The sequence below is a fragment of the Nocardioides sp. genome, assembly GCF_044226765.1.
GTDB lineage: Bacteria > Actinomycetota > Actinomycetes > Propionibacteriales > Nocardioidaceae > Nocardioides.
Map to the genome: position 1 here is coordinate 204269 of NZ_JBGAGJ010000006.1, position 24679 is coordinate 228947.

Genomic DNA, 24679 nt, shown 5'->3' on the forward strand with positions numbered 1-24679 from the left:
CGGTCCCGCTCCTGCCGAAAGCACCGTCCTGCGGTAACCAACCCGCGCATATCAGTCTGACCGCGCGTCGCCAACGACACGCTCACCAGCAACCACGACGGCGAAGCACGAGGCGCCCGCCCCGCAACGATCGGGACGGGCGCCTCACCCTGCTCTTGACAGGCGGCCACTACATATCAGGTGTGATGCCCAGCCAGGTTGTTCAACCTGGTGATGGGCGCCGCCTTCCCGATCGCTGAGTGGGGCCGGTGGTGGTTGTACTCGTGGACCCATGCTGGCAGAGCCGCGAGGCGGGCTGACTCGGAGTTGTAGAACTTCTTGAACGCCCATCCCTCGGCGAGGGTGCGGTGGAAGCGCTCGATCTTGCCGTTTGTCTGTGGGCGGTAGGGCCGGGTCTTCTTCGGCGTGATGCCCAGCTCGACGCAGGTCTGCCTCCAGAGGTTCGACCGGTAGCAGCTGCCGTTGTCGCTGAGTACGCGCTGCACGGTGACACCGCGATCGGCGAACCAGGCGACCGCGTTCTTGAGGACCTCGGTCGCGGTTTCCTTGGTCTCGTCGTCATGTGCCTCGACGTAAGCCACGCGCGAGTGGTCATCAATGACGGTGTGCAGGTAGCAGGTCCCGATCAACGGGTTGCGGTACTGGTTGCGCAAGCCGGTGCGTGCTGCCGTCGCCACGCGGTTCTTCTTGCCGTCCTGGCGGCCCAGGTAGCGCCAACCGCCGCCGTCGGGCACCTTGCCGAGCTTCTTCACGTCCACGTGGATCAGATCACCGGGGTTCTCGTGCTCGTAGCGGCGGATCGGCTCCCCGGTGGCGCGGTCGATGTGAGAAAGCCGGTTGATCCGACAGCGGACCAGGACCGCGTGGACCGTCGAGGACGCCATCCCGAGCCGGTCGGCGATCTCGACCGGGCCGAGCCGTTGCTTCCAGCGCAGATGCACGATCCTGCGCACCACGGGGGCCGGCGTCCGGTTCGGTTGGTGCCGGGGCGCCGAAGACCGGTCGAACATCCCGGCCGGACCTTCCTCGCGGTAACGATCAGCCCACTTCGTCGCTGTCCGCCACGAGACGTCGTAACGCTCAGCAGCGCGGGCCGGCGGCCAGCCGTGCTCGACGATCAGGCGCGCGAGCCGGAGTCGGGCGCGGACGGTCAGGGCAGCGTTGGCATGGGTAGCGTGGGACACGAAGGCCTCCTGGGTGGCGGAACGGTTCTTAGACAGCTCCACTCCACACCGGGGAGGCCTTCGTCGACCTACAGGTCAGACCGTGTCGTCGCAGGATCTCGACCAACGTGCCTGGGCATCACACCGGCCCGCGTCGGCTACGCCTCGGCGAGCAGCGTCTTGACCTTCGCCGGGTCGTCGTCCTGCGGACAGGCGATCAGCAGCCGCCCCGGGTGCTCCTCGACGGCGCGGTAGCCGGCGTGCGTCAGCGCGGCCATCAGCTCGGCCGGGTCGCGACCCGGCGGCACGTCGTACGCGACCGTGCGGGTGCCGGGCTCGTGCAGCTCCGCCTCGGTCCGCTCGACGTCCTTGCCCCAGCTGCGCATCGCCACGACCACGATGACGGTGACGGCGACGATCCCGGCGGCGATCATCAGTGCGAGGAACATGACGGCCTCCTTCGTGGCCTGACGGGTTGCCCCGAGCATGCGCACGGCGCTCCCCCGGCGACGAGAGGCCTACGTCCCGCCGCACCGGCCACTGGTCCCCTGATCCCCGTCGAGTTGAGGGTTGTGACCGGTCGAATCAGGAGTGGTGACCTTCGAGCTGGAGAAGATGACCGACCGGGGTCCCGGTCGATGGTCGATCCCCTCGACCCGGATGGTCAGAACCCTCGAGTCATGTGGTCACAACGCACAACTCAACGTTCAGAGGGCGTCGGGGCCGCCGTCGAGGAGGGCCGTGAAGCCGGCCTCGTCCAGGATCGGCACGCCCAGCTGCTCGGCCTTCTCGGCCTTGGACCCGGCGTTGTCGCCGACCACGACGTAGTCGGTCTTCTTCGACACCGAGCCGGCCGCCTTGCCGCCACGGGAGAGGATCGCCTCCTTCGCCGAGTCGCGGCTGAAGTCGACCAGCGAGCCGGTGACGACGACCGTGAGGCCCTCGAGCGTGCGCGGCACCGACTCGTCGCGCTGGTCGGCCATCGAGACGCCGGCACGGGCCCAGCGTTCGACGATCCCGACGTGCCAGTCCACCGAGAACCACTCGATGACGGCCTCGGCGATGGTCGGTCCGACGCCCTCCGCGGCGGCCAGCTGCTCCTCGGTGGCGGCCCGGATCGCGTCCATGGACCCGAACTCGGCCGCGAGCGCCCGAGCGGCGGTCGGTCCGACGTGGCGGATCGACAGCGCGACCAGGACCCGCCACAGCGGCACCTCGAGGCGGCTGCGCAGGTTGCTCAGCAGCCGCTCGCCGTTCGCGGACAGCTGCGGGCCCTCCTCCCCCTTCCTCGGCGCCCGGGTGAACAGCGGCGCGCGGAGCAGCGCGGCCTCGTCGAGGTCGAAGAGGCCGCCCTCGTCCTCGAGGACGCCCGCGTCGAGCAGGGCCGCGGCCGCCTCGTAGCCCAGGCCCTCGATGTCGAAGGCCCCGCGGCCGGCGACGTGGAAGACCCGCTCGCGCACCTGGGCGGGACACGATCGGTGGTTGGGGCACCGCAGGTCCTTGTCGCCCTCCTTCTGCTGGGCCAGCGTCGTCCCGCAGGCGGGGCACTCGGTCGGCATCACCCACTCCGCGAGCCCCTCGGGACGCAGCGGCAGCACGGGCCCGACGATCTCGGGGATGACGTCGCCGGCCTTGCGGAGGACGACGGTGTCACCCGGGCGCACGTCCTTGCGCCGCACCTCGTGGGCGTTGTGCAAGGTGGCGTTCTCGACCGTGGAGCCGGCGACCCTGGTGGGCTCCATCACCCCGAACGGCGTCACCCGGCCGGTGCGGCCCACGTTGACCCGGATGTCGAGGAGCTTGGCGTTGACCTCCTCGGGCGGGTACTTGAAGGCGATCGCCCACCGCGGCGCCCGGCTCGTGGACCCGAGGCGACGCTGCAGCGCGACGTCGTCGACCTTCACGACCACGCCGTCGATCTCGTAGGGCACGATCGTGTGCCGGTGCTCGCCGGCGTGCGCGACGTACTCCTCGACCTCCGCCAGGGTCGCCACGACGCGGACCTGGTCGGACACGGGCAGCCCCCAGGTCCGCAGGGCCTCGTAGGAGTGCGACTGCGCGTCGGGCTCGAACCCCTGCCGCGCGCCGATGCCGTGGCACACCATGCCGAGCGCGCGGGTCGCGGTGACCCGGGGGTCCTTCTGGCGCAGCGACCCGGCGGCGGCGTTGCGCGGGTTCGCGAACACCGGCCGGCCGGCGTCGGTCATCGACTCGTTGAGCCGCTCGAACGCCTCGACGGGCAAGAACACCTCGCCGCGGACCTCCAGCAGCTCGGGGACCGGGAGGTCGCCGTCGGCCCGCAGCCGGTGGGGGACCACGTCGATGGTGCGGACGTTCGGTGTGACGTCCTCCCCGGTCGTGCCGTCACCGCGCGTCAGCGCCCGCACCAGCCTGCCCTGCTCGTAGAGCAGGTTGATCGCCAGGCCGTCGACCTTGAGCTCGCACAGCAGGGCGGGGTCGGTGACGCCGTCGCGCGCCAGGCGCGCGTGCCAGGCCGCGAGCTCCTCGAAGGAGAACGCGTTGTCGAGGCTCTCCATGCGCTGGAGGTGGTCGACGGCGGTGAAGTCGGTCGCGACGGCACCGCCGACCTTCTGCGTCGGCGAGTCGGGTGTGCGCAGCTCGGGCAGCTCCTCCTCGAGCTCCTCCAGCCGCCGCATCAGCCGGTCGAACTCGGCGTCGTCGATGGTCGGGCTGTCGAGGACGTAGTAGCGCCAGCGGGCGTCCTCGACCTGTTCTGCGATGAGCCGATGCTCCTCGCGCGCGTCCGTCATGGCGCCGATTGTGCCCGCCGGCGCCGACATCGCGAACGACCGGGCCGGGACTGTCGGTGGTCCCGGTCAGGATCGGTGGAAGAAATATCGGTGGGGACGGAATGCCCGGCCGAGGTACCGTGTTCACGATGAAACGAAACCGTTTCGTTTCATCTTTGTTAACCGTCGCCGACCCCCAGGAGAGCCAGACCATGACCCCCGTCGAGCGGCCCCGCATCGAGGGCGACCGCGAGCTGGAGATCCTGGCCGCCACGCTGGAGGTGCTCGCCGACGTCGGCTACGACCGGCTCACCATGGACGCCGTCGCCGCGCGGGCCAAGGCCTCGAAGGCGACGCTCTACCGGCGCTGGACCAACAAGGTGAGCCTGGTCATCGACGCGCTGCACCACAGCAAGGGGCCGACCGAGGTCCCGGACACCGGGTCGCTGCGCGGCGACCTGATGGGCGTGTTCTGCGGCATGGGCGGCCTGGTCGACCCCGAGACGGTGGCGACCTTCGCCAGCGTCATCACCGCGATCGCCCGCGACGCCGACTTCGCCGAGGCGTTCCGCACCGAGGTCGTCGGACCGAAGATCGCCGTCTCCCAGCAGATCTGGGAGCGCGCCCGCGAGCGCGGTGAGCTGCGCGACGACGTCGACGTGTCCCTGCTCGAGCCGGCACTCGCGGGGATCGTGCTGCACCGCGTCTTCATGATGGGCGAGCAGCCCACCCCCGAGCTGATCACCCGGGTGATCGACCAGATCATCCTGCCGGCCGCCACCCGCGAGCGCGCGCCGACCCCCTGACACCTGTCCCACCACCCACCCACGAGACCTTTCGAGACGAGGAAGACCGATGACCGACGTGGCCAACGCCGAGAGCACCAGCTCCGGCCGCAAGCAGCACCTGGCCTGGGCCCTGGTGCTCATCTCGGTGGCGCAGCTCATGGTGGTGCTCGACGGCACCATCGTGAACATCGCGCTGCCCTTCATCCAGCACGACCTCGACATCGCCCCGGCGAACCTGCGCTGGGTCGTCACCGGCTACGCGCTGGCCTTCGGCAGCCTGCTGCTGCTCGGCGGCCGGCTCGGCGACCTGTACGGCCGCCGCCGGATCTTCATGACCGGGCTGATCGTCTTCAGCGTCGCCTCCCTGCTCGGTGGCCTGGCCACCTCCGAGGGCCTGCTGCTCGCTGCGCGGGCGCTGCAGGGCTTCGGTGCGGCGCTGGCGTCGCCGGCGGCCCTGGCCCTGATCACCACCACGTTCCCGGCCGGGCCGCTGCGCAACCGGGCCTTCGCGGTGTACGCCGCGATGTCCGGCGTGGGCGCGGCCGTCGGCCTGCTGCTCGGTGGCTGGCTGACCGGCCTGGACAGCATCTTCGGCCTCAGCGTCGAGGGCTGGCGGCTCACCCTGCTGATCAACACCCCGATCGGCATCGTCACCGCGCTGCTCGCACCGCGCCTGCTGGCCGAGTCGGAGTCGCACCCCGGAGAGCTCGACCTGCCCGGTGCCGTCACCGGCACCCTCGGCCTGCTCGGCATCGTCTACGGCATCAGCCGCGCCGGCACCGACGGGTGGACCGACACTTGGACGCTGGCCAGCCTCGCCGCCGGCCTGCTGCTCCTGGTCAGCTTCCTGATGGTCGAGCGCCGGGTCGAGCACCCGCTGCTCCCGGTGCGCGTCTTCATGAACCGCACCCGCGCGGCCAGCTTCGTGGCCATGTTCTTCGCCCCGGCCGCGATGTTCGCGATGTTCTTCTACCTCAGCCAGTACATCCAGGAGGTCATGGGCTACAGCCCGATCCAGGCCGGCGTCGCGTTCCTGCCGTTCTGCTTCGGCCTGGTCTTCGCGGCCGGCCTCTCGTCGAACCTGATCAACCGGATCGACCCGCGCATCCTCGCCGGGTTCGGCACCCTGCTGGCCGCGGTCGCGCTCTACGGCTTCTCGCGGATCCCGCACAGCACGTCGTTCCCGCCGGCGGACGTGCAGGCCAGCTACTGGACGCACATCCTCCCCTACATCCTGATGATGTCGTTCGGCATGGGGATGACCTTCGTGCCGCTCACCCTCACCGCGGTGCACCACCTGCGTGCCGAGGACTCGGGCATCGGATCGGGCGTGCTGAACACGATGCAGCAGGTGGGTGGGGCGCTCGGACTGTCCCTGCTCGCCACCATCGCCACGCAGACGATGACCGACCTGGGCAAGGAGTTCGCCGCGGCCGCCCAGCAGGCCGGCGCCCAGGCCACGCAGGCCCAGCAGGCGGTCGCCGCCCAGCAGGTCTTCACCGCGGGAGCGACCGACGCGTTCCTGCTCGGGGCCGGGCTGATGCTGGTCGCCTCGCTGGTGACGTGGGTCTTCCTCAACGTCAAGCACGAGGAGCTGGCGACCGACGGCCCGGAGGCCCCGGTCCACGTCGGCTGACCCCGGAGACCGACCCGCACGACGTACGACGGCCCGCCCGGTGCTCCGGGCGGGCCGTCGTCGTGCGGCGCCCGGGCGGGGGTCAGGCCCGCGCCGGTCAGGACAGGGCGTCCTCGATGGCCTTGACGAAGGCGGGCAGGTCGTCGGGGTTGCGGCTGGTGATCAGGTTGCCGTCGACGACGACCTCCTCGTCGGTCCACGTGCCGCCCGCGTTGCGCACGTCGTCGGCGAGGCTGTGGTAGCTGGTGAGCCGCCGCCCGCGCACCAGGCCGGCCGAGACCAGCAGCCACGGGCCGTGGCAGATCACGGCCAGCGGCAGCTTGTCCTCCATGGCGCGACGCACGATGTCCTGGGCGGCGGGCTCGACCCGGATCCGGTCGGCGTTGACGGTGCCACCGGGCACCACCAGCGCATCGATCGCCCCGGCGTCGAGGTCGTCGAAGGTCCCGTCGACGTCGACCTGCTGCGTCGGCTCGGTGTCGCCCTGCACCGCCTGGATCGGGTCGGTCGACGACGAGTAGATCCGCACGGTCGCGCCGGCCGCGCGCAGGGCGTCGCGGGGCTGGACCAGCTCGGACTCCTCGACGAAGTCGGTCGCGATGATGGCCACGGTCTTTCCGGTCAGGTCGCTCATGGCGGTGAGGTACCCAGGCCGACTCGCGCGATTCCTACCCGCTGAGGTGACCCGCCGCGGTGCGCAGCAGGGTGAGTGCCTGGCGCACCCAGGCCGGCGACGCACCCGCCATCCCGCACGCGGGGGTGAGCACGAGCCGGTCGGCCACCTCGGCCGGGTCCAGCCCGACCATGTCGAGCCAGCGCAGCACCGACTCGGTGAGCTGGGTGTCGGTCGGCCCGACCGGCGGGTCGACCGCCGGCAGCACCCCCAGGGCGACGGTGGCACCGCTCTCGATCATCTCGGCGACCGCGTCGTGCTCGGCGGCGGTCAGCTGCGCGAGGTCGACCGAGATCCCGCGGGCTCCCGCTCCGCGCAGCAGGCCGACGGGCAGGCCGGCCGCGCAGCTGTGCACCCACGGCTCGGCGCCCTGCTCCCCGACCGCCTCGAGCACCCACTCCAGGGCGGCGGCCGCCTCGGGCAGGTCGACGCTACGGTGTCGGTGGAACCCCGAGGCGGTCGGCACCTGCCCCGCGAGGACCGCCGCCAGGGCCGGCTCGTCCACCTGCACGACCATCCGCTCGAGCCCGCCGAGCCGTCGGCGTACGTCGGCGACGTGCTCACCCAGCCCCTCGGCGAGCGCCTGGGCCAGCTCCCGGCGGGCACCGACGTCGGCGAGCACCTTGTCGCCGCGCGGCCGCTCCACGGTCGCCGCGAGCGTCCAGGGCCCCGCCACCTGCAGCTTGAAGGTGCCCGACCATCCCTGGGTCTGCTCCTCCAGGGCATCGAGGTCCTGGGCGAGCAGGCTGCGGGCACGGCGCTGGTCGACGCCACCACCCCCGCCGGTCAGCCGCCACCCGGCCGGCTGCAGGTCGGCGCCGAGCTCGGCCACGACGGCCAGCGCGCGACCGGTCATGCCGGCGACGGCCCCGCGAGCCGGTAGCTCGGGCAGGTGTGGCAGGCCGTGCCGGTCGCCGGGGAGCTCTCCGAGCACCACCCGCAGCGCCTCGTGCATGTCCTCCCCCGGGTAGGAGCCGACCCCTGTCGCGGTCACCACGACCGGTCACCGACCCGCTCCGTGGCGGCGATGGTGGCCGAGCCGACGACGCGGGTGCCGTCGTAGAGGACGGCGGCCTGCCCGGGAGCGATCCCGTACGCCGGCTCCAGGAGCTCGATCTCGACGCACTCGCCCACCTGCACGCGGGCCGGCAGCTCCTCGCCGTGCGCGCGCAGCTGGACGGTCCCGGAGAGCTCGGTCGGCACCGTCCCGCACCACCGCGGTCGGATGCCGGTCACGTGGTGCACGGCCAGCCGCTCGCGCGGCCCGACCGTGACGGTCCCCGACACGGGCTCGATGTCCAGGACGAACCGCGGGCGGCCGTCGGGGGCGGGCCGGCCCAGGCGGAGGCCGCGACGCTGGCCGATCGTCAGCCCGTAGGTGCCCTGGTGGGCGCCGACGACGGCCCCGGACTCGTCGACGACGTCGCCGCCCTGGTTGGGCGCCCGGTCCCCGAGCTTCTCGCGCAGCCACCCGGCGGTGTCACCGTCTGCCACGAAGCAGATGTCGTGGCTGTCCGGCTTGTCGGCGACCAGGAGGCCCCGTTCGGCCGCCTCCTGGCGCACGGCGGCCTTGGTGGACCCGCCGAGCGGGAAGAGCGCGTGGCGCAGCTGCTCCTGGTCCAAGACCCCGAGGACGTAGGACTGGTCCTTGCCGTGGTCGACGGCCCGGTGCATCTCCACCAGCCCGTCGGGCCCGGTGCGCAGCTGGGCGTAGTGCCCGGTCGCGACCGCGTCGAACCCGAGGCCGAGCGCCCGGTCCAGGACCGCGGCGAACTTGATCTTCTCGTTGCAGCGCAGGCAGGGGTTCGGGGTGCGGCCGGCGGCGTACTCGTCGAGGAAGTCCTCGACGACGTCGTCGTGGAAGCGCTCGCTGAGGTCCCACACGTAGAACGGGATCCCGATCACGTCGGCCGCCCGGCGGGCGTCGTTCGCGTCCTCGATGGTGCAGCAGCCGCGGGCGCCCGAGCGGTAGGACCGCGGGTTGCGGGAGAGGGCGAGGTGGATGCCCGTGACGTCGTGTCCCGCCTCGACCGCCCGCGCGGCCGCGACGGCGGAGTCCACGCCACCGGACATGGCAGCGATGACCTTCATCGAGAGGGCCTCACCGCTTGGCGGCCCGGGCCCGCTCGACGACAGGCGCGATCGCGTCGACGACCGCGTCGACGTCGGCAGGCGTCGTGGTGTGTCCCAGGCTGAAGCGCAGCGAGTGCCGGGCCGACTCCTCGTCGCAGCCCATCGCCAGCAGCACGTGCGAGGGCTGTGGGACGCCGGCGGAGCAGGCGGAGCCGGTGGAGCACTCGATGCCACGCGCGTCGAGCAGCATCAGCAACGAGTCTCCCTCGCAGCCGGGGAACCCCAGGTGCGCGTTGCCCGGCAGCCGCTCGCCGGAGTCCAGCAGCGCGCCGTGGAGGTGGGCGTCGGGGACGGCCGCCACCACCCGGCGTACCAGGTCGTCGCGCAGCGCGGCGACCCGGGCGGCGTGCTCGGGCTGGTGCTTGACGGCGAGCTCGACGGCAGCCGCGAAGCCGGCGACCGCAGGCGTGTCCAGGGTGCCGCTGCGGATGTCGCGCTCCTGCCCGCCACCGTGGACGAGCGGACTGACGCTGAGCTCGCGCCGCACGACGAGGGCGCCGACGCCGTACGGGCCGCCGAGCTTGTGGCCGGTGAGGGTCAGCGCGTCCACGCCGCACGCGGCGAAGTCGACCGGGACCTGGCCGACGGCCTGCACGGCGTCGGTGTGCACCGGGATGCCGTGCTCGGCCGCCACCGCCACGACCTCGTCGACGGGCTGCAGCGTGCCCACCTCGTTGTTGGCCCACATCACGGTCACCAGCGCCACGCTGCCCGGGTCGCGCTCGATGGAGGCGCGCAGCGCGGCGAGGTCCAGCCGGCCGCGCGCGTCGACCGGGAGCAGCTCGACCTCGGCGCCCTCGGCGTCGGCGAGCCACTGCAGGGCGTCGAGCACGGCGTGGTGCTCGACCGCGGTGCTGAGGACCCGGGTACGGCGGGGGTCCTCGCCGCGCCGCGCCCAGAACACGCCCTTGACGGCGAGGTTGTCCGCCTCCGTCCCGCCGGAGGTGAAGACCACCTCGCCGGGGCGGCACCCGAGCGCCTGGGCGACGGTCTCCCTCGACTCCTCGATGACGCGGCGCGCCCGGCGACCCGAGGCGTGCAGCGAGCTGGCGTTGCCGACCTCGAGCAGGTGCTGGGTCATCGCCTCCACCGCCGCGGGCACCATGGGGGTGGTGGCGGCGTGGTCGAGGTAGACGGTCGGGGCGTGGTCGGTCATCGCACCCGCCAGCCTACTTCCGCCCGGTGGGACGAGCCGCACCCGGCGCGGCGTCGGACGCCGGGCCGCTCGCTCGGTGGTGGCCTCGCTCGGTGGTGGCTAGGCGGTGGTCCGCAGGGTGCCGAGGTCGACGCGTCCCGTCGTCGAGCACTGCGGGTTCGTCGGGAACGCCTGTCCACCGACGAAGTTCAGCAGCATCATCAAGAACCCCGACGGCCCGTAGAGACGGTGCGTGCCCGTGGCCGGCGCACGGAACGGGCCCAGGGTCAAGACGACCTTGAGCCTGGTGGAGTCACCGGAGCCGATCGTGGTGGCCTTCGACGAGAGCACGGGGAGGACGCGCGAGTCGAGGCGGGGGTACGCCCCGCTCAGGGAGCCGGTGACGTCGTGCATCGCGGCCGCCGTGGCCGCCGGCCAGGCGAGGACCATGGTCACCTTCGCGTTCTTCACGATCGTCTTCTGCTTGACCGAGGTGGGCAGGGTCGTGGTGAACGTCGTCGGCATCGTCCACTGCTGGGTGATCATCATGATCGGGTCGTAGTAGCTGCAGGTGTAGGTCGCCTTCCCGCCGAGGGCGTGGGCCGGGGCCGCGAGCCCGAGGCTGCCGACGAGGGCGAGCAGGCACGCGACGACGGGTGTCAGGATCCGCAGCAGGGTGGTGTGTCGGGTCATCGGTTCCCCCAGGAGACGTCGGACGGTGGCCCGAGACGGCCGTCAGTCTGGCGAAGCCGACGGGGCTCGCCCCGGCGAACCGACGATGCCGTGAGGTCTGGTCCAAACCACCTGTGTCAACGGACGGCGACCGTCGCGACGACCGCCCGGTGGTCGCTGCCCGGGAGCGCCACCGTGCGCGTGCTCAGGGCGGCCATCCGGGGGCCGGCCAGCACGTGGTCGATCCGCGCGACCGGCAACGCCGAGCCGAGGACGGCCCAGCGGCGGCCGGCGGGCCAGGTCGGCTGCCACCCGCCGTTGGTCAGCTCGACCACGTCGCGGTGGCCCGAGCGGGCCAGGCGCCGAAGCGACGCGTGGTCGGTCGTGGCGTTCAGGTCACCGAGGACCAGGTCCGGCGCGTGCTCGTGCACGGCGGCCAGGAGGGCGGCCTGGTCGGCGTGCCAGTCCGCCGGCAGCGTCGGTGCCTGCGGGTGCGCCGCGACGACCACGAGCCCGTCGACCCGCGCCACCCACCCCTCCTGGGTGGTGGCCAGCGGTGCGACCAGCGTCAGCGGGGAGCGCGCGAACACCATCGTGCCGGCGGCACCGGCCAGCGGCTCGCCGAGCCGGTGCGGGAGGAGCCCGGCCAGGCCGACGTCGTCCATGGCGGCCAGGGCCTCGGGAAGGATCTCCTCGACGACCAGCAGGTCGACCCGCTCGGCACCGGCGAGCCGCACGAGTGCGGCCGGGTCACCGTCGCGCTGGGCCAGGTTGGCGGTCATGACGACGAGCCTGCGGGCATCGGCGGCGGGGGCGGGACCGGCGCCGGCGACCAGCGGAGCGAGCCAGCGGGCGTGCACGACCAGGCCGCCGACCGCGACGACCGCGAGCGCCCAGAGCCCGAGGACGGGTGCGGCGAGGAGCATCGCGCCGAGCACGAGCGTGGCGAGGCCGTAGGCCACCAGGCCGAGCGGGGTGAGCGCCACCAGCAGGATCCCGAACCGGCCGGCCGGCTGGACCAGCCGGGCGCTGGTGAGGACCACACCCGCGACCAGCAGCCCGACCGCGACGACCCAGGCGGCCGTCGCCACGACGCTCAGAGCAGCACCAGGTCGTCGCGGTGGACGACCTCTCGCTCGTACTCGGCCCCCAGCTCCCGCTTGAGGTCGCGCGAGGAGCGCCCGAGCAACGACGGGATCTCCGTGGCGTCGAAGTTGACCAGCCCGCGCGCGACCGGGGTCCCGTCCGGGCCGGCCAGGTCGACCGGCTCCCCGGCGTGGAAGCTGCCCTGGACCCCGGTGATGCCGGCCGCGAGCAGCGACGCGCGTCGCTCCACGACCGCCCGCACGGCACCGGCGTCGAGCAGCAGGGTGCCCTGGGGCTCGGTGGCGTGGGCCAGCCACAGCAGCCGGGTCGGCCGGCGCCGGCCGGTGGGGTGGAACAGCGTCCCGACCGGCTCCCCCGCCAGCGCGGCGGAGGCGCTGTCGGCCGAGGTGAGCACCACCGGGATGCCCGCGCCGGTGGCGATCCGAGCGGCGTCGACCTTGGTCCGCATCCCGCCGGTGCCCAGGCCCGCGGCGCCGGTCCGCCCGATCCGTACGTCGGCGAGCTGGTCGACCGAGGTCACGTCGGCGAGCAGCGTGCTCTCCGGGTGCGCCGGGTCGGCGTCGTAGAGCCCGTCGACGTCGGAGAGGAGGACCAGCAGGTCGGCGTGGACCAGGTGCGCGACCAGGGCCGCCAGCCGGTCGTTGTCACCGAAGCGGATCTCGGTGGTCGCGACCGTGTCGTTCTCGTTGACGATCGGCAGGACGCCGAGGTCGAGGAGCTTGGCGAAGGTCTGGTAGGCGTTGCGGTAGTGGGAGCGCCGGGTCACGTCGTCCACGGTGAGCAGCACCTGGCCGGCGATCACGCCGTGACGGGCCAGCTCCTCGGTGTAGCGGTGCACCAGCAGGCCCTGGCCGACCGACGCCGCGGCCTGCTGGGCCGCGAGCGCCCGCGGCCGCTTCGGCATGCCGAGGGGGGCGAGCCCGGCCGCGATCGCGCCCGAGGACACCAGCACGAGCTCGGTGCCGGCGCTCCGGCGGGCGGCCAGGACGTCGACCAGCTCGCGGACGCGGGCGGGGTCGATCCCCCCGGTCGCGGTGGTGAGCGAGGAGGACCCGACCTTGACGACGACCCGCCTCGCCCCGGTCACCTCGGTGCGCGCGGTCATCGGTCCGGGTCGTCCTCGGCCCAGTCGGAGTCGGCGGAGCCCGCACCGACGGAGTCCGGGTCGTCCGCGCCCCCGATCTCGTAGGACGTGGGTCCGTGGTCCTCGGGGCGGTCCAGGCGGCGTGCGACGTCCGCGCGGGTCTCTCCCTCGGCCCGGTCGTCCATCGCCTCGTCGATGGCCCGGCGACGGCGGGCGGCCGGGCGGGACTCGCCGAACCGCTGGTCCTCCCCGCGTCTCCCGAGCATCTCGACGCCGGCGTCGATGCCGGGCTTGAAGTCGAAGACCACCGAGTTGTCCGGCTGACCGATCAGCACGGCGTCGCCCTCGACGGCGCCGAGCTCGAGCAGCCGGGTCTCGACACCGAGCCGATTGAGGCGGTCGGCGAGGAACCCGACGGCCTCGTCGTTGCTGAAGTCGGTCTGGCGCACCCACCGCTCGGGCTTCTCGCCGCGCACCCGCCAGCCCTCGCCGGTGCGCTTGACCGTGAAGTCGTCGCTGCCGTCGGCCGACGCGGGTCGCAGCACGATCCGGGTGGCCTCGACGACCGGCTTCGCCGCCCGCGCCGCCTCGACGACCGCTGCCATCGCGAAGGTGAGCTCGCGCAGGCCCTCGCCGGAGGCGGCGGACACCTCGAACACGGCGAGGCCGCGTTCGCGGAGCTCGTCGACGACGAACGACGCGATGTCGCGACCGTCGGGGACGTCCACCTTGTTGAGGGCCACGAGGCGGGGCCGGTCCTCCAGGCCGCCGTACCTGGCGAGCTCGCGCTCGATCACGTCGAGGTCGTCCACCGGGTTGCGGCCCGGCTCGATGCTGGCGGTGTCCACGACGTGCACCAGGGCCGCGCAGCGCTCGATGTGGCGCAGGAAGTCGTGGCCGAGGCCGCGGCCCTCGCTGGCGCCTTCGATCAGGCCCGGCACGTCGGCGACGGTGAAGGTCGTGTCCCCGGCGGTCACCACGCCGAGGTTCGGGACGAGGGTGGTGAAGGGGTAGTCCGCGATCTTGGGCCGGGCGCGGGACATCGCGGCGATCAGGCTGGACTTCCCGGCGCTGGGGAAGCCGACCAGGCCGATGTCGGCGACCACCTTGAGCTCGAGCACGATCTCGAGCTCGTCGCCGGGCTCGCCGAGCAGGGCGAAGCCGGGGGCCTTGCGCTTGGAGGAGGCCAGCGCCGCGTTCCCGAGACCGCCGCGACCACCCTGGGCGACCACCAGCTCGGTGCCCGGGCCGACCAGGTCGGCGAGGACCGTGCCCCGGGCGTCGGTCACCACGGTGCCGTCGGGGACGGGGAGCACCAGGTCCGCGCCGTGACCCCCGTTGCGGTGCCCCCCGGCTCCGTGGCCGCCGTGCTCGGCCCGACGCCGCGGGCTGTGGTGGTAGTCCAGCAGGGTCGTGACGTCGGGGTCGACACGCAGGATGACCGACCCGCCGGGCCCGCCGTTGCCACCGTCGGGTCCACCGAGCGGCTTGAACTTCTCGCGGTGCACCGAGGCCACGCCGTTGCCGCCACGGCCGGCGCTGACGTGCAGCGCCACCCGGTCGACGAAGGTCGGGACTGCCATGGTGCCTACTCTCTTGGAGGTTCGGTGGAAATCACGAAGGGCGCCCCGCAGACGGGACGCCCTTCGAGTGGTGCTGGGGTGCGAGTGACGTCAGGTCACTCACCCGGGACGACGTTCACGACCCGGCGACCGCGGCGGGTGCCGAACTCCACGGCGCCGCCGACCAGCGCGAAGAGCGTGTCGTCGCCGCCGCGGCCGACGCCGCTGCCGGGGTGGAAGTGGGTGCCGCGCTGGCGCACGATGATCTCGCCGGCGTTGACGACCTGGCCGCCGTAGCGCTTGACGCCGAGGCGCTGGGAGTTGGAGTCGCGACCGTTCTTGGTGGACGCGGCGCCCTTCTTGTGTGCCATCTCTTCAGTCCTTCGGAGGAGTCGTGGAGCCGATCAGAGTCGATCAGGCGTTGATCGCGGTGACCTTGACCTGGGTGTACTTCTGACGGTGACCCTGGCGCTTCTTGTAGCCGGTCTTGTTCTTGTACTTCTGGATGACGATCTTCGGACCCTTGGTGGCTCCGAGGACCTCGGCGGTCACCGACGCCTTGCCGAGCTTCGCGGCGTCGGAGGTGACCGTCTCGCCGTCCACGACGAGCACCACGGGCAGGGTCACCGACTCGCCGACCTCGGTCGCGACCTTGTCGATCTCGATGACGTCGCCCACGGCAACCTTCTGCTGGGTGGCGCCAGCGCGCACGATCGCGTACACCGCGGTCTCCTTCGTCGGGTCCTTGCTGCGTCCAGGCCTGGGGCGCCAGGCTGTCGGCGCCACACAGGACGGGCGCGCCAGAGCGCGCACCGAGGGTCAATACTACGGACGAGGTGCTCCGTCGGCAAAACCGGCGGCGACCAGGTCGTCACCGAGAGCGGTGCGCCAGTAGAGCACCTCCCGGCCCGAGCGTCTCCGCAGCACCGCTCCGGCGTCCAGCAGCACGCGCAGGTGGTTGCCGACCGCACCCACGGGCAGGCCGGTGAGCGCCGCCAGCGCGGTGGTCGACCGGGGCACGTCCAGGAGGACCAGCACCCGGGCGCGGTTGGCGCCGACCAGCCGGGCCAGCCCGCCGGCAGCGGACCGGTCCGCCGGCGCCTGGGCACCCGTGACGGGGTAGACGACCGCGAACCGTTCCGGCAGCTGCCAGGCGATCCACTGACCGGCGCTGTGCACCGGCACGAACGAGAGCTCCCGGGCGTCGGCCAGGTCCCGGGTGGGCAGGTCGTAGCCGTTGATCTGCAGGTGGCCGTCGCCCCGCCACTCCATCTGCCGGCCCAGCGTCGGGACCACCCCGGCCCAGCCCTGGGTGGCCAGCCGTCGGGTGCGCGCGACGATGTCGGCCTCCAGCACCCGGCGCCGGCGCGGCCAGTCGGCGGCCACGGTCGCCGTCCAGACCCAGGTCAGGACCTCGGCCACGCCCCGGCGCAGACCCGGCGCCTCCAGCGCCGCCGGAAGCGGTTCGGGACGCAGACTCCGTATCTCGTCGCGGACCCGAGCGTCGTCCCAGGTGCCGAGCTGGGCGAGCTCGTCCTCGAACGTGGCACCCGGTCCTCGCGGTGGGAGCGTGAGGAAGTCCGCCATCCACCCGGGCGTGCGGCCACGACGGGGACGCCACAGGCGACCGCGGAGCGCCGCACGCACCGGGTCGGCAGCCAGCATCTCGGCGTACGCCTCGCGGTGCCGGGCGTGGAAGGCGCGCTGCCACGGCGCGGACAAGGTGGCCCCCTCGTCGAGCAGGGTGAGCGCGGCCACGGTCTCGTTGAGCGGCGACACCTGGAACCGGCTGCGCGCGAGCAGGTCGGCCGGCACCCGCCACGTCCCCATGTTTCGCCTCCTCGCGAATCATTGTCCCACCGGTCGGGTCGGGCCGCAGGGTCGTGGCGTGCCGACCTACCGCGACCTGTTCGCCATCGCCGAGTTCCGCGTGCTGTTCGTCAACCGCTGCGTCGTCATGCTCTCGGTCGCCGCGTCCGGGCTGGCGCTGGGCACACTCACGTACGAGTCCACCGGGTCGGCCGTGCTCACCGCGCTGGCGATGTTCGGCGGGCCCCTGATGTCCCTGGTCGCCTCGCAGCTGCTCCTGGCCGCGTCGGACTCGGTGCGCCCACGGACCGCGCTCATGCTCCAGATGGCCGCGCCCCTGGTGGCCAATGGGCTCCAGGCCCTGCCCGGGCTGCCGTGGCAGGCACGGTTCGCGCTCCTCGCGATCCCCTACGTCGTCAACGCGATGTTCTCGGGCACCCAGTGGGTGGTCGTCCGCGAGATCGTGCCGGACGGCTCCTACGTCCTCGCCCGGTCGACCTTCAACCTCGCCGTCGGCGGCATGCAGGTCGTGGGCTACGGGCTGGGCGGGCTCGCCCTGCTGTGGCTCTCACCCCGCGACCTCTTCCTCGTGGCGGCCGTGGCGGACGCGGTGTGCCTGGTCAACGTCCGGCTCGGGCTGCGCGACCGGCCCGCCCGGGGCGCCGACGGCGAGGCCGGCGTGGTGCGCCGCACCGCTGCGGTGAACCGGCGACTGCTCGGGTCCCGGGTGACCCGGCCCCTCTACGTGGCCATGTGGGTGCCCAACGGGCTGGTCGTCGGCGCCGAGGCCCTCTTCGTGCCCTACGGCCACGGGTCGGTCGCCGGTTACCTCTTCGCCGCCGGCGCCGCCGGGATGATGGTGGGCGACCTCCTGGTCGGGCGGTTCGTGCCCGCCCACCGGCGCGACGCCCTCATCGGGCCGCTGCGGTTCGTGCTGGCGGCGCCGTACCTGCTGCTGCTCCTCGGCCCGCCGCCGGCGGTGACCGTGGCCGTGGCCTTCGTCGCCTCGGTGGGGTACGCCGCCGGCCTGCCGCTCCAGGAGCGGCTGTTCACGCACACCGACGAGGCGGTCCACGGCCAGGCGATGGGCCTCTACGGCACCGGGCTGATGGTGTGGCAGGCGATCGGCGCCCTCCTCGGCGGGCTGGTCGCGAGCGTCGTCTCGCCGGCCCACGCCATGGGGGTGATGGCGGTCGCGTCGGCGCTCGTGACGCTGGCGAACACCCCCAGGCTGCGCCGGTCCGCGCCGGCGGAGCGGGCGGCCGTCAGCGCTTGCGCGAGCCCTTCTTCTTGACCGGGACGTGCTCGACGTGGGCGTGGTCCTCCCCCGGCTCGCCCTCGGCGGTCCCGGGCTCGACGGCCCCGTCCTGGGGCGGGGAGCCGACGCTGCCGATCGCTCCCGGCGGGGGCGGCGGCTCCGCCGCCAGGTCCGCTGCCTGGTCGGGCTCGGCCACCGGAGGTCCGGCAGGGCGGCTGGCCGAGCGACGACGGGTCCGGGTCACCACCTTGGGCGGCTCGGGCGCAGCCGGGGTCGCCTCGGTCTCGGCGACGGTCTCGGCGGCGGGCTCGGCGGCGGTCTCGGCGGCGGGCTCGGCGGCGGGCTCGGCAGCGACCTCGGGCTCCGGCTCGGCCTGCGGGACGGTCTCGACGACCGCGACCGGGGTGACCGGGGTCGGCTCACCGGCCGGCCGGCTGGCCGATCGACGACGGGTGCGGGTGACCACCTGCGGGGGCTCGGGCGCCACCGGCTGCGACCCCGTCTCGGCAGCCGGCTCGGTGACGGGCTCCGTCTCGGACTGGACAGCGGGGTCGGTCGACTCGGTGGCCGCAGCCGTCACCGGTGCCTCCGCGAGCACGTCGGGCTCCGTCGGCTCCGTGTCGGCGGGCGACTCGCTGTCGGCAGGCGGCTCGGTGTCGGCGGGCGGCTCGGGACGCACCGCCATCGCGGCGACGTCCTTCGGGGACGGCGGAGGCTTCGGGGCGTCCTGCTCCTTGCCCGCGGAGTTGCCCGCGGAGTTGCCCGCGGAGTCGGCGCCACGGCCACGACGGCCACGACGCCCGCCGGCGCCGCCACGGCGCGGCTCGTCGTCACCGCGCCGGGGCTCGACCGGGTGGTCGTGGACGACCAGGCCGCGGCCCTGGCAGTGCTCGCAGGTCTCGCTGAACGCCTCCAGCAGACCGGTGCCGATCCGCTTGCGGGTCATCTGCACCAGGCCGAGGGAGGTGACCTCCGCGACCTGGTGGCGGGTGCGGTCACGGCCCAGACACTCCACGAGTCGGCGCAGCACGAGGTCCCGGTTGGACTCCAGCACCATGTCGATGAAGTCGACCACGATGATGCCGCCGATGTCACGCAGCCGGAGCTGGCGCACGATCTCCTCGGCGGCCTCCAGGTTGTTCTTGGTGACCGTCTCCTCGAGGTTGCCCCCGGAGCCGGTGAACTTGCCGGTGTTGACGTCGACGACGGTCATCGCCTCGGTGCGGTCGATGACGAGCGACCCTCCGGACGGCAGCCAGACCTTGCGGTCCAGCCCCTTGGCGATCTGCTCGTCGATGCGGTACTCGGCGAACACGTCGGCCTTGCCGCCCGCGCCGTCGGGGCCGGGCTCGTAGCGCACCAGCCGGGCCGCGAGGTCCGGGGCCACGTGCTCGACGTACGCCTGCACGGTGTCCCACGCGTCGTCACCCTGGATGACCAGCTGGGAGAAGTCCTCGGTGAACAGGTCGCGCACGACCTTGAGCGTCAGGTCGGGCTCGCCGTAGAGCAGCTGGGGCGCGTTGCCCCTGGCCTTGCTCTCGATGTCCTCCCAGCGGGCCTTGAGGCGCTCGACGTCACGGGTCAGCTCGTCCTCGCTGGCGCCCTCGGCCGCCGTCCGGACGATCACGCCTGCGGTGTCGGGGACGATCTCCTTGAGCAGCGTCTTGAGCCGGTTGCGCTCGGTGTCGGGCAGCTTGCGGGAGATGCCGCTCGTGGTGCCGTCGGGGACGTAGACGAGGAACCGCCCCGCGAGGCTGATCTGGCTGGTCAGTCGCGCGCCCTTGTGGCCGATCGGGTCCTTGGTGACCTGCACGAGGACCGTCTGCCCCGAGCTCAGCACCGACTCGATCTTGCGCGGCTGCCCGTCCTTGTGGCCCAGGGCCGACCAGTTGACCTCGCCGGCGTAGAGGACCGCGTTGCGACCCTTGCCGATGTCGATGAACGCCGCCTCCATCGACGGCAGGACGTTCTGCACCCGACCCAGGTAGACGTTCCCGATCAGCGAGGTCTGCGACTCGCGGGCCACGTAGTGCTCGACGAGCACCCGGTCCTCGAGGACACCGATCTGGGTGAGGTCCTCGCGCTGCCGGATCACCATGACGCGGTCCACCGACTCGCGGCGGGCGAGGAACTCGGCCTCGCTGACGATCGGGGCGCGGCGGCGGCCGGCCTCGCGGCCCTCGCGGCGGCGCTGCTTCTTCGCCTCCAGGCGCGTCGAGCCGGAGACCGCGGTGATCTCGTCCTCCGCCGCCCGGCGGCTGCGCACGCGGGTGACGGTCTTCTCGGGGTCGTCGGCGCCCTCCGCACCGTCGTCACCCGAACGGCGCCGACGCCGGCGCCGGCGCGAGGAGGTGCTCTCCCCGCCGCCCTCGTCACCACCGCCGGCGGCGTCCTCGGCCGGGGCGGCGGAGCCGTCGGTCGCCTCGGCGGCGGAGTCGCCCTCGGCGTTCGCGTCGGTGGCAGCGTCGCCACCATCACCGGACTTGCGGCGGCGCCGGCCCCCGCGGCGACGGCGGCGACGGCCGGTCCCGCCCTCGCCTGCAGCCTCGTCGCCAGCCTCGTCGCCGGTCTGGTCGCCGGTCTCGTCGCCGGTCTCCGGCGCGGTCGCGTCCTCGGTCGCTGCGTGCTCGTCCGCTGCGTCCTCGGACTCCTCGGACTCCTCGGCCGGGGTCGAGCCTGGGTCCGCCTTCGACGTCTTCTTCGCCGACGACTTCTTCTCGGTCTTCTTCGCGGCGGTCTTCTTCGCGGCGGACTTCTTGGCGGCGGACTTCTTCGCGGCCGCCTTCTTCTCCTCGGGGCCCTCCCCCTCGGTGGCCAGCTCAGCGATCGGCTCAGGGGTCGGCTCGGGCTCGGCGGCCTTCTGACCACGCCGGCGGGTGGTCGTCGTCACCTCGGGCGTCTGGAACAGCACGGCCGGAGCCGCCGGCCCGTCCTCACCGAGGGCGTCACCGTGGGGCGCGCTGGCGCCCTCCTCGGTCGTGGCGGCAGCCCGGGAGGAGGCGGTCTTCTTCCTCGTCGAGGTCGTGGCGCCGGACCTCCGCGTGCTCGCCTTCTTCGCGGGCGCGGCGTCAGCGGGCTCCTCGGGAGCCGGGGCCTGCGCGGTCTCGGCCACCACGTCGGTGGTCGCGGCCTTCTTCTTCGCCGCCTTCTTCGTCGTCGTCTTCTTCGCGGCAGCCTTCTTCGCCGTCGTCTTCTTGGCGGCGGCCTTGGTGGCCGCCGTCTTCTTGGCGGCTGCCTTCTTCGCCGGCTTCGCGACGGAGTCGTCGGCGGGATCAGCGCCGGCGGAGGTGGTCTGGTCTGCTCCGGCCTGGAGGTCGTCGGCCATCTGGTGCACTCCTAGCGCCCGGCGCACTGCGCCTGGGCGGTCCGACGTCACGAGCCCGGGCACACAAGGCAGGCGACGCAAAGCTTTCGTGTGGCGGCGACACCCTCCGCGGTGCGTCACCGGGGGCCCGTCGCGCACCTGCCGCGGTCGCCGGGCCCTTCAGGCGGGTCCCGTGGGACCACCTGGCGGTTGGTCGCTGTCACCGACCGACCGGGCCGCGTCGCGGTCTGGTGTCGTTCCGTGCCGTCCGGCGTGCCGGACCCCTGTGGTGCTCGAGGACCGGCGAGAACGTCTCCGGGTCGATCCGGATGGTGCCCGGTCCGACCACGGCGAGTATCGCACACCCGGACGGCCCGTCGGTCATCGCGACACCCGGGGACGGCGGCGCGGTCCGGCTCAGCCCGGGGCGGCCAAGGGGTCACCGACGCCGCCCGAGGCGGCATCGAGCGGGCCCTGCGCCACCCGGGTGAGGAGCGGCGCGAGCCCCGCCAGCGGCGGTGCTCCGGGCGTGTCGTCCACGGCGACGGCGGCCAGGCCGGCCAGGACGTCGTCCGGGCGGACCGCCGGCTCGAGGTGGCGCAGCACGAGGTCGAGCCGGCTCCCCCCGGGACGCGCCGCCGTCGTGAGCGACACGACCGCCGCCCGGCAGTCGAACTGCCGCAGGCCCTTCTTGGTCATCCGCTGGACCGTGACCTCGGTGGCGTCCAGGAACGCCGCGACCGCGCGAGCGGCGGCGCCGGCATCAGCGTCCAGGTCGATCCACCAGCGGCTCGCCTCGAGCCGGTCGGCGAGCGCTCCGCCCGGCGACTCGACGACCTCGAGGACGTCCAGGCCGTCGGGCAGCGCCTCCTCCAGGCGGTCGCGGACCTCTGCGGGGTCGACGACCTGCGCCAGGCCGATCTCGAGGTACTCGGCCTCGCTGGCCGCCCCCGTCGGTGCCGCCCCGGCGTACGAGATCCGCGGGTGCGGGTTGAACCCCGAGGAGTAGGCCATCGGGACGCGCGCCCGGACGACCGCCCGCTCGAACGCCCGACTGAAGTCGCGATGGCTGGTGAAGCGCAGCCGCCCCCGCTTCGCGTAGCGGATCCGGAGCCGCTGGACGGGAGGGGCCTGCTGCTCGGGCTGGTCGCGCACCCGCTCAGGCTACGGTGCGGCCGCCTCCTTCATCGCGGGCGAGGGGTAGACCGTGCTCACCCGGTGGCCGTCGAGCCAGGCAGAGAGGCGCGCAGCCTCTGCCCGCAGCGCGGCCACGCCGTCGGCACCGACGTCCTCCAGGAGGTGGACCACCACCACGCCGTCGGGGTCCTGCACCCAGCACCCGACCACCCGGCCGTCCCACCAGCAGGTGGTGCCGGCGTTGCCGTTGCGGTCGAAGAGGGCGGACGCGTGCGGGCCGAGGAAGAACCCCCGCTCCTTCCAGCCCATCACGGTCGGGTCGAGCACCGGCAGCAGCGCCGCCCCGGGGCGGGGGTCCTGGACCTCCGGCTCCAGGTCGTCCGGGAGCACCCAGCCTGTGGCCCCGCCGTCGAGCGCCACCTCGACCGCAGCCAGGTCGACCAGCGCCGCGCGCACGGCGGTCTTGGTCGACCCGAGCCACCACACGAGGTCCGCCTCCGTGCCGGGTCCGAAGGTCGTGAGCCAGCGCCGGACCAGCTCGGCGTACCCGTCCCGCTCCGTGGCGGGCTCAGGCACGTCGCCCAACCAGGTGCTCATGGCCGTCCACTGCGGCCGCGAGGTGCGCCAGTGCCCGCTGTTGCGCCCGCGGACGATCAGGCCCTCGACGCCCAGCTGGGTGAGGACCCGCGGCGCGATCGGCACGTTGGCGCCGTAGGGCTTGCCCGGGGACATGTCGAGGCGGCCGGCGAGCTCGGGCAGCTCGTCGCGCAGCTGCTGTGCCGAGAGCTCGGAGCCGTCCACCAGGCGGGCGAGGACCGCACCCGCCGCCTCCTCGATCCACCGCTCGCCGTCGTCCGCCAGCCCGGCCGTCACGACCTCCTTGGCCAGCCGGGCCCGCAGAGCGGTGGCCACCCGCGCTGAGACGCTGCCCCAGGCGGCCGGCAGCAGGTCGCGCGGGAAGACGAACAGGGTCCGGCGCATCGCGAGCTGCTTGACCAGGCTGCGCTCGTCGTAGAGCGCCCGGTCGACCGTGTCGACGGTGAGCCCGTCGACACGGGCCCACAGCGAGAGATAGACCGACGGGGCCTCGGTCGCGTGCAGCACCGTCATCGCCCTCGTGGCCGCCACCGGGTCGGGCGCTCGGTGCCCTGGCGCCAGGGCGTGGCGCCGTCCCAGTCGGACTCGCCGCTCCGGGTCCGTCACGTGCCGCATGGCGTCATCCTGCCCGAGGGCGCCGACACGGCTCCCACCACGATGACCGAGGATGGGAAGGGTGCGCACCCACACCCGCCGGGCCACGGTCCTGGTCCTGGTCGGCATCGTCCTGCTCTCGTTCAACCTGCGGCCCGCCGCGGTGAGCGTCGGCCCGGTGCTGGCCGAGGTCCGGGCCACGTTCGACATGTCCGGCGCGGTCGCCGGCCTGCTGACCTCCCTGCCGGTGGTGGCGTTCGCCGTCTTCGGCGCCCTCGCGCCCGCTGCGGCCCAGCGGGTCGGCCTGCACCGGGTGACGCTGCTGGCGATCCTCGCCGCGGTCGCCGGGCTGGTGGGCCGGGCGACCACCGGGAGCGAGGCCCTGTTCCTCCTGCTGTCGCTGCTCGCGCTGGGCGGCATGGCCATGGCCAACGTGCTGCTGCCGTCGCTGGTGAAGCTGCACTTCCCCGACCGGATCGGCCAGGTCACGGCCGTCTACACCACCGCCTTGTCGATCGGCCTGACGGCGGCACTCACGCTGACCGTGCCGCTCTCCGACGCCCTGGGTGGCTGGCGGTGGGGCCTGGGCACCTGGGCCCTGCTGGCCGTGCTGGCGGCCGTCCCGTGGGTGGCGCTCGTCGCCCACGACCGCCACCTCGAGCAGTCGCCGCGGACGGTCACCTATCGTCAGGTCGCCGGCACGCGGCTCGGTCAAGCGATGGCGCTCTTCTTCGGGCTGCAGTCGCTCCAGGCGTACGCGATCTTCGGCTGGTTCGCCCAGCTCTGGCGCGACAGCGGCTACTCCGCGACCGTCGCCGGCGTCCTGGCCGGCATCCTGGCCGCTGCGGCGATCCCGCTCTCGCTGGTGCTGCCCAACGTCCTGGCCCGCAGCTCCGATCCCCGGTGGCTGCTGTTCGCGGTGATCGTGGCGTACCCGGTCGGGTACGTCGGCCTGATGGTCGCCCCCTACTCGCTCGCCCTCGCCTGGGCGCTCGTGGTCGGCGCCGCCACCGCCACCTTCCCGCTGATCCTCACCCTCATCGGCCTGCGCGCGCGGACGCCGGAGGGCACCGCCGCGCTGTCGGCGTTCACCCAGTCGACCGGCTACCTGCTCGCCGCGCTCGGACCCTTCCTCGTCGGGGTGGTCCACGACGCCACCGGCGGCTGGACCTGGCCGCTCGTCCTGCTGCTGGCGCTGTCCCTGCCGCTGTTCCCACTGGCCGCCTACGTCTCGCGGCCGGTGCTGTTGGAGGACCAGCTCGCCCGTTGAGCCGGGC

General features: G+C 73.4%; 21 protein-coding genes. 4 read left to right on the forward strand and 17 right to left on the reverse strand.

The window, feature by feature from the left end; all coding sequences use genetic code 11:
- Positions 1 to 176 precede the first annotated feature (176 nt).
- The 3 genes from ACILRH_RS14625 to ligA form a co-directional block, all read right to left on the reverse strand.
- A complete protein-coding gene (locus tag ACILRH_RS14625) occupies positions 177 to 1184 on the reverse strand; it encodes an IS481 family transposase (RefSeq protein ID WP_395694442.1) in 1008 nt (335 codons plus the stop codon).
- Positions 1185 to 1321: 137 nt separating this feature from the next.
- The gene (locus ACILRH_RS14630; RefSeq protein ID WP_395694443.1) at positions 1322 to 1612 is read right to left on the reverse strand and encodes a hypothetical protein; all 291 of its coding nucleotides are present in this window, start codon (positions 1610 to 1612) and stop codon (positions 1322 to 1324) included.
- A 258-nt stretch (positions 1613 to 1870) separates the two neighbouring features.
- Positions 1871 to 3964 carry an NAD-dependent DNA ligase LigA gene (gene ligA, locus ACILRH_RS14635; protein WP_395694444.1) on the reverse strand — a complete coding sequence of 698 codons (2094 nt, stop codon included), beginning with the start codon at positions 3962 to 3964 and terminating at the stop codon, positions 1871 to 1873.
- A gap of 161 nt (positions 3965 to 4125) precedes the next feature.
- Between ligA and ACILRH_RS14640 the strand changes: the two genes are divergently transcribed.
- On the forward strand, positions 4126 to 4719 hold the full coding sequence (locus tag ACILRH_RS14640) for a TetR/AcrR family transcriptional regulator (RefSeq protein WP_395694446.1): 594 nt from the start codon (positions 4126 to 4128) through the stop codon (positions 4717 to 4719).
- A 49-nt stretch (positions 4720 to 4768) separates the two neighbouring features.
- Positions 4769 to 6337 carry an MFS transporter gene (locus ACILRH_RS14645; protein ID WP_395694448.1) on the forward strand — a complete coding sequence of 523 codons (1569 nt, stop codon included), beginning with the start codon at positions 4769 to 4771 and terminating at the stop codon, positions 6335 to 6337.
- Between the two features lie 97 nt (positions 6338 to 6434).
- Here the strand turns inward: ACILRH_RS14645 and ACILRH_RS14650 are convergent, their stop codons facing one another.
- The 11 genes from ACILRH_RS14650 to ACILRH_RS14700 form a co-directional block, all read right to left on the reverse strand.
- Positions 6435 to 6971, reverse strand: a complete 537-nt coding sequence (locus ACILRH_RS14650; RefSeq protein WP_395694449.1) for a type 1 glutamine amidotransferase domain-containing protein — start codon at positions 6969 to 6971, stop codon at positions 6435 to 6437.
- A 34-nt stretch (positions 6972 to 7005) separates the two neighbouring features.
- Positions 7006 to 8007, reverse strand: coding sequence for a methionine synthase (locus ACILRH_RS14655; protein WP_395694451.1), 1002 nt, complete (start codon positions 8005 to 8007; stop codon positions 7006 to 7008).
- Positions 8001 to 9101: a tRNA 2-thiouridine(34) synthase MnmA gene (gene mnmA, locus ACILRH_RS14660; RefSeq protein ID WP_395694453.1), complete on the reverse strand. Its 1101-nt coding sequence runs from the start codon at positions 9099 to 9101 to the stop codon at positions 8001 to 8003. The genes ACILRH_RS14655 and mnmA overlap by 7 nt, the downstream gene beginning before the upstream one ends.
- Positions 9102 to 9111: 10 nt before the next feature.
- Positions 9112 to 10299, reverse strand: coding sequence for a cysteine desulfurase family protein (locus ACILRH_RS14665; RefSeq protein WP_395694455.1), 1188 nt, complete (start codon positions 10297 to 10299; stop codon positions 9112 to 9114).
- Positions 10300 to 10398: 99 nt separating this feature from the next.
- Positions 10399 to 10971 carry a hypothetical protein gene (locus ACILRH_RS14670; RefSeq protein WP_395694457.1) on the reverse strand — a complete coding sequence of 191 codons (573 nt, stop codon included), beginning with the start codon at positions 10969 to 10971 and terminating at the stop codon, positions 10399 to 10401.
- Positions 10972 to 11087: 116 nt separating this feature from the next.
- Positions 11088 to 12041: an endonuclease/exonuclease/phosphatase family protein gene (locus ACILRH_RS14675; RefSeq protein ID WP_395694459.1), complete on the reverse strand. Its 954-nt coding sequence runs from the start codon at positions 12039 to 12041 to the stop codon at positions 11088 to 11090.
- A 5-nt stretch (positions 12042 to 12046) separates the two neighbouring features.
- Positions 12047 to 13162 carry a glutamate 5-kinase gene (gene proB / locus ACILRH_RS14680; RefSeq protein WP_395694461.1) on the reverse strand — a complete coding sequence of 372 codons (1116 nt, stop codon included), beginning with the start codon at positions 13160 to 13162 and terminating at the stop codon, positions 12047 to 12049.
- Positions 13159 to 14724, reverse strand: coding sequence for a GTPase ObgE (gene obgE / locus ACILRH_RS14685; protein ID WP_395694463.1), 1566 nt, complete (start codon positions 14722 to 14724; stop codon positions 13159 to 13161). Before obgE ends, proB begins: the two co-directional genes overlap by 4 nt.
- Positions 14725 to 14819: 95 nt before the next feature.
- Positions 14820 to 15074: a 50S ribosomal protein L27 gene (rpmA, locus tag ACILRH_RS14690; protein WP_395694465.1), complete on the reverse strand. Its 255-nt coding sequence runs from the start codon at positions 15072 to 15074 to the stop codon at positions 14820 to 14822.
- A gap of 43 nt (positions 15075 to 15117) precedes the next feature.
- Positions 15118 to 15426 carry a 50S ribosomal protein L21 gene (gene rplU / locus ACILRH_RS14695; protein WP_395694467.1) on the reverse strand — a complete coding sequence of 103 codons (309 nt, stop codon included), beginning with the start codon at positions 15424 to 15426 and terminating at the stop codon, positions 15118 to 15120.
- Between the two features lie 102 nt (positions 15427 to 15528).
- Entirely contained in the window at positions 15529 to 16533 is a 1005-nt protein-coding gene (locus tag ACILRH_RS14700; RefSeq protein ID WP_395694468.1) for an ArsR family transcriptional regulator, read from the reverse strand.
- 58 nt (positions 16534 to 16591) lie between these two features.
- Between ACILRH_RS14700 and ACILRH_RS14705 the strand changes: the two genes are divergently transcribed.
- Positions 16592 to 17806, forward strand: a complete 1215-nt coding sequence (locus ACILRH_RS14705; RefSeq protein ID WP_395694470.1) for a hypothetical protein — start codon at positions 16592 to 16594, stop codon at positions 17804 to 17806.
- Here the strand turns inward: ACILRH_RS14705 and ACILRH_RS14710 are convergent.
- The 3 genes from ACILRH_RS14710 to ACILRH_RS14720 all read right to left on the reverse strand — a co-directional run bounded on the left by ACILRH_RS14710 (position 17778) and on the right by ACILRH_RS14720 (position 23423).
- A complete protein-coding gene (locus ACILRH_RS14710; protein ID WP_395694472.1) occupies positions 17778 to 21095 on the reverse strand; it encodes an Rne/Rng family ribonuclease in 3318 nt (1105 codons plus the stop codon). The genes ACILRH_RS14705 and ACILRH_RS14710 overlap by 29 nt on opposite strands.
- 396 nt (positions 21096 to 21491) lie before the next feature.
- Complete coding sequence (locus ACILRH_RS14715; RefSeq protein WP_395694474.1) at positions 21492 to 22229, reverse strand: TIGR03936 family radical SAM-associated protein; 738 nt, start codon at positions 22227 to 22229, stop codon at positions 21492 to 21494.
- 9 nt (positions 22230 to 22238) lie between these two features.
- Entirely contained in the window at positions 22239 to 23423 is a 1185-nt protein-coding gene (locus tag ACILRH_RS14720) for a winged helix DNA-binding domain-containing protein (protein ID WP_395694476.1), read from the reverse strand.
- 61 nt (positions 23424 to 23484) lie between these two features.
- Here ACILRH_RS14720 and ACILRH_RS14725 point away from each other — a divergent pair, with 61 nt between their 5' ends.
- Positions 23485 to 24672, forward strand: a complete 1188-nt coding sequence (locus tag ACILRH_RS14725) for an MFS transporter (protein ID WP_395694477.1) — start codon at positions 23485 to 23487, stop codon at positions 24670 to 24672.
- Positions 24673 to 24679 lie beyond the last annotated feature (7 nt).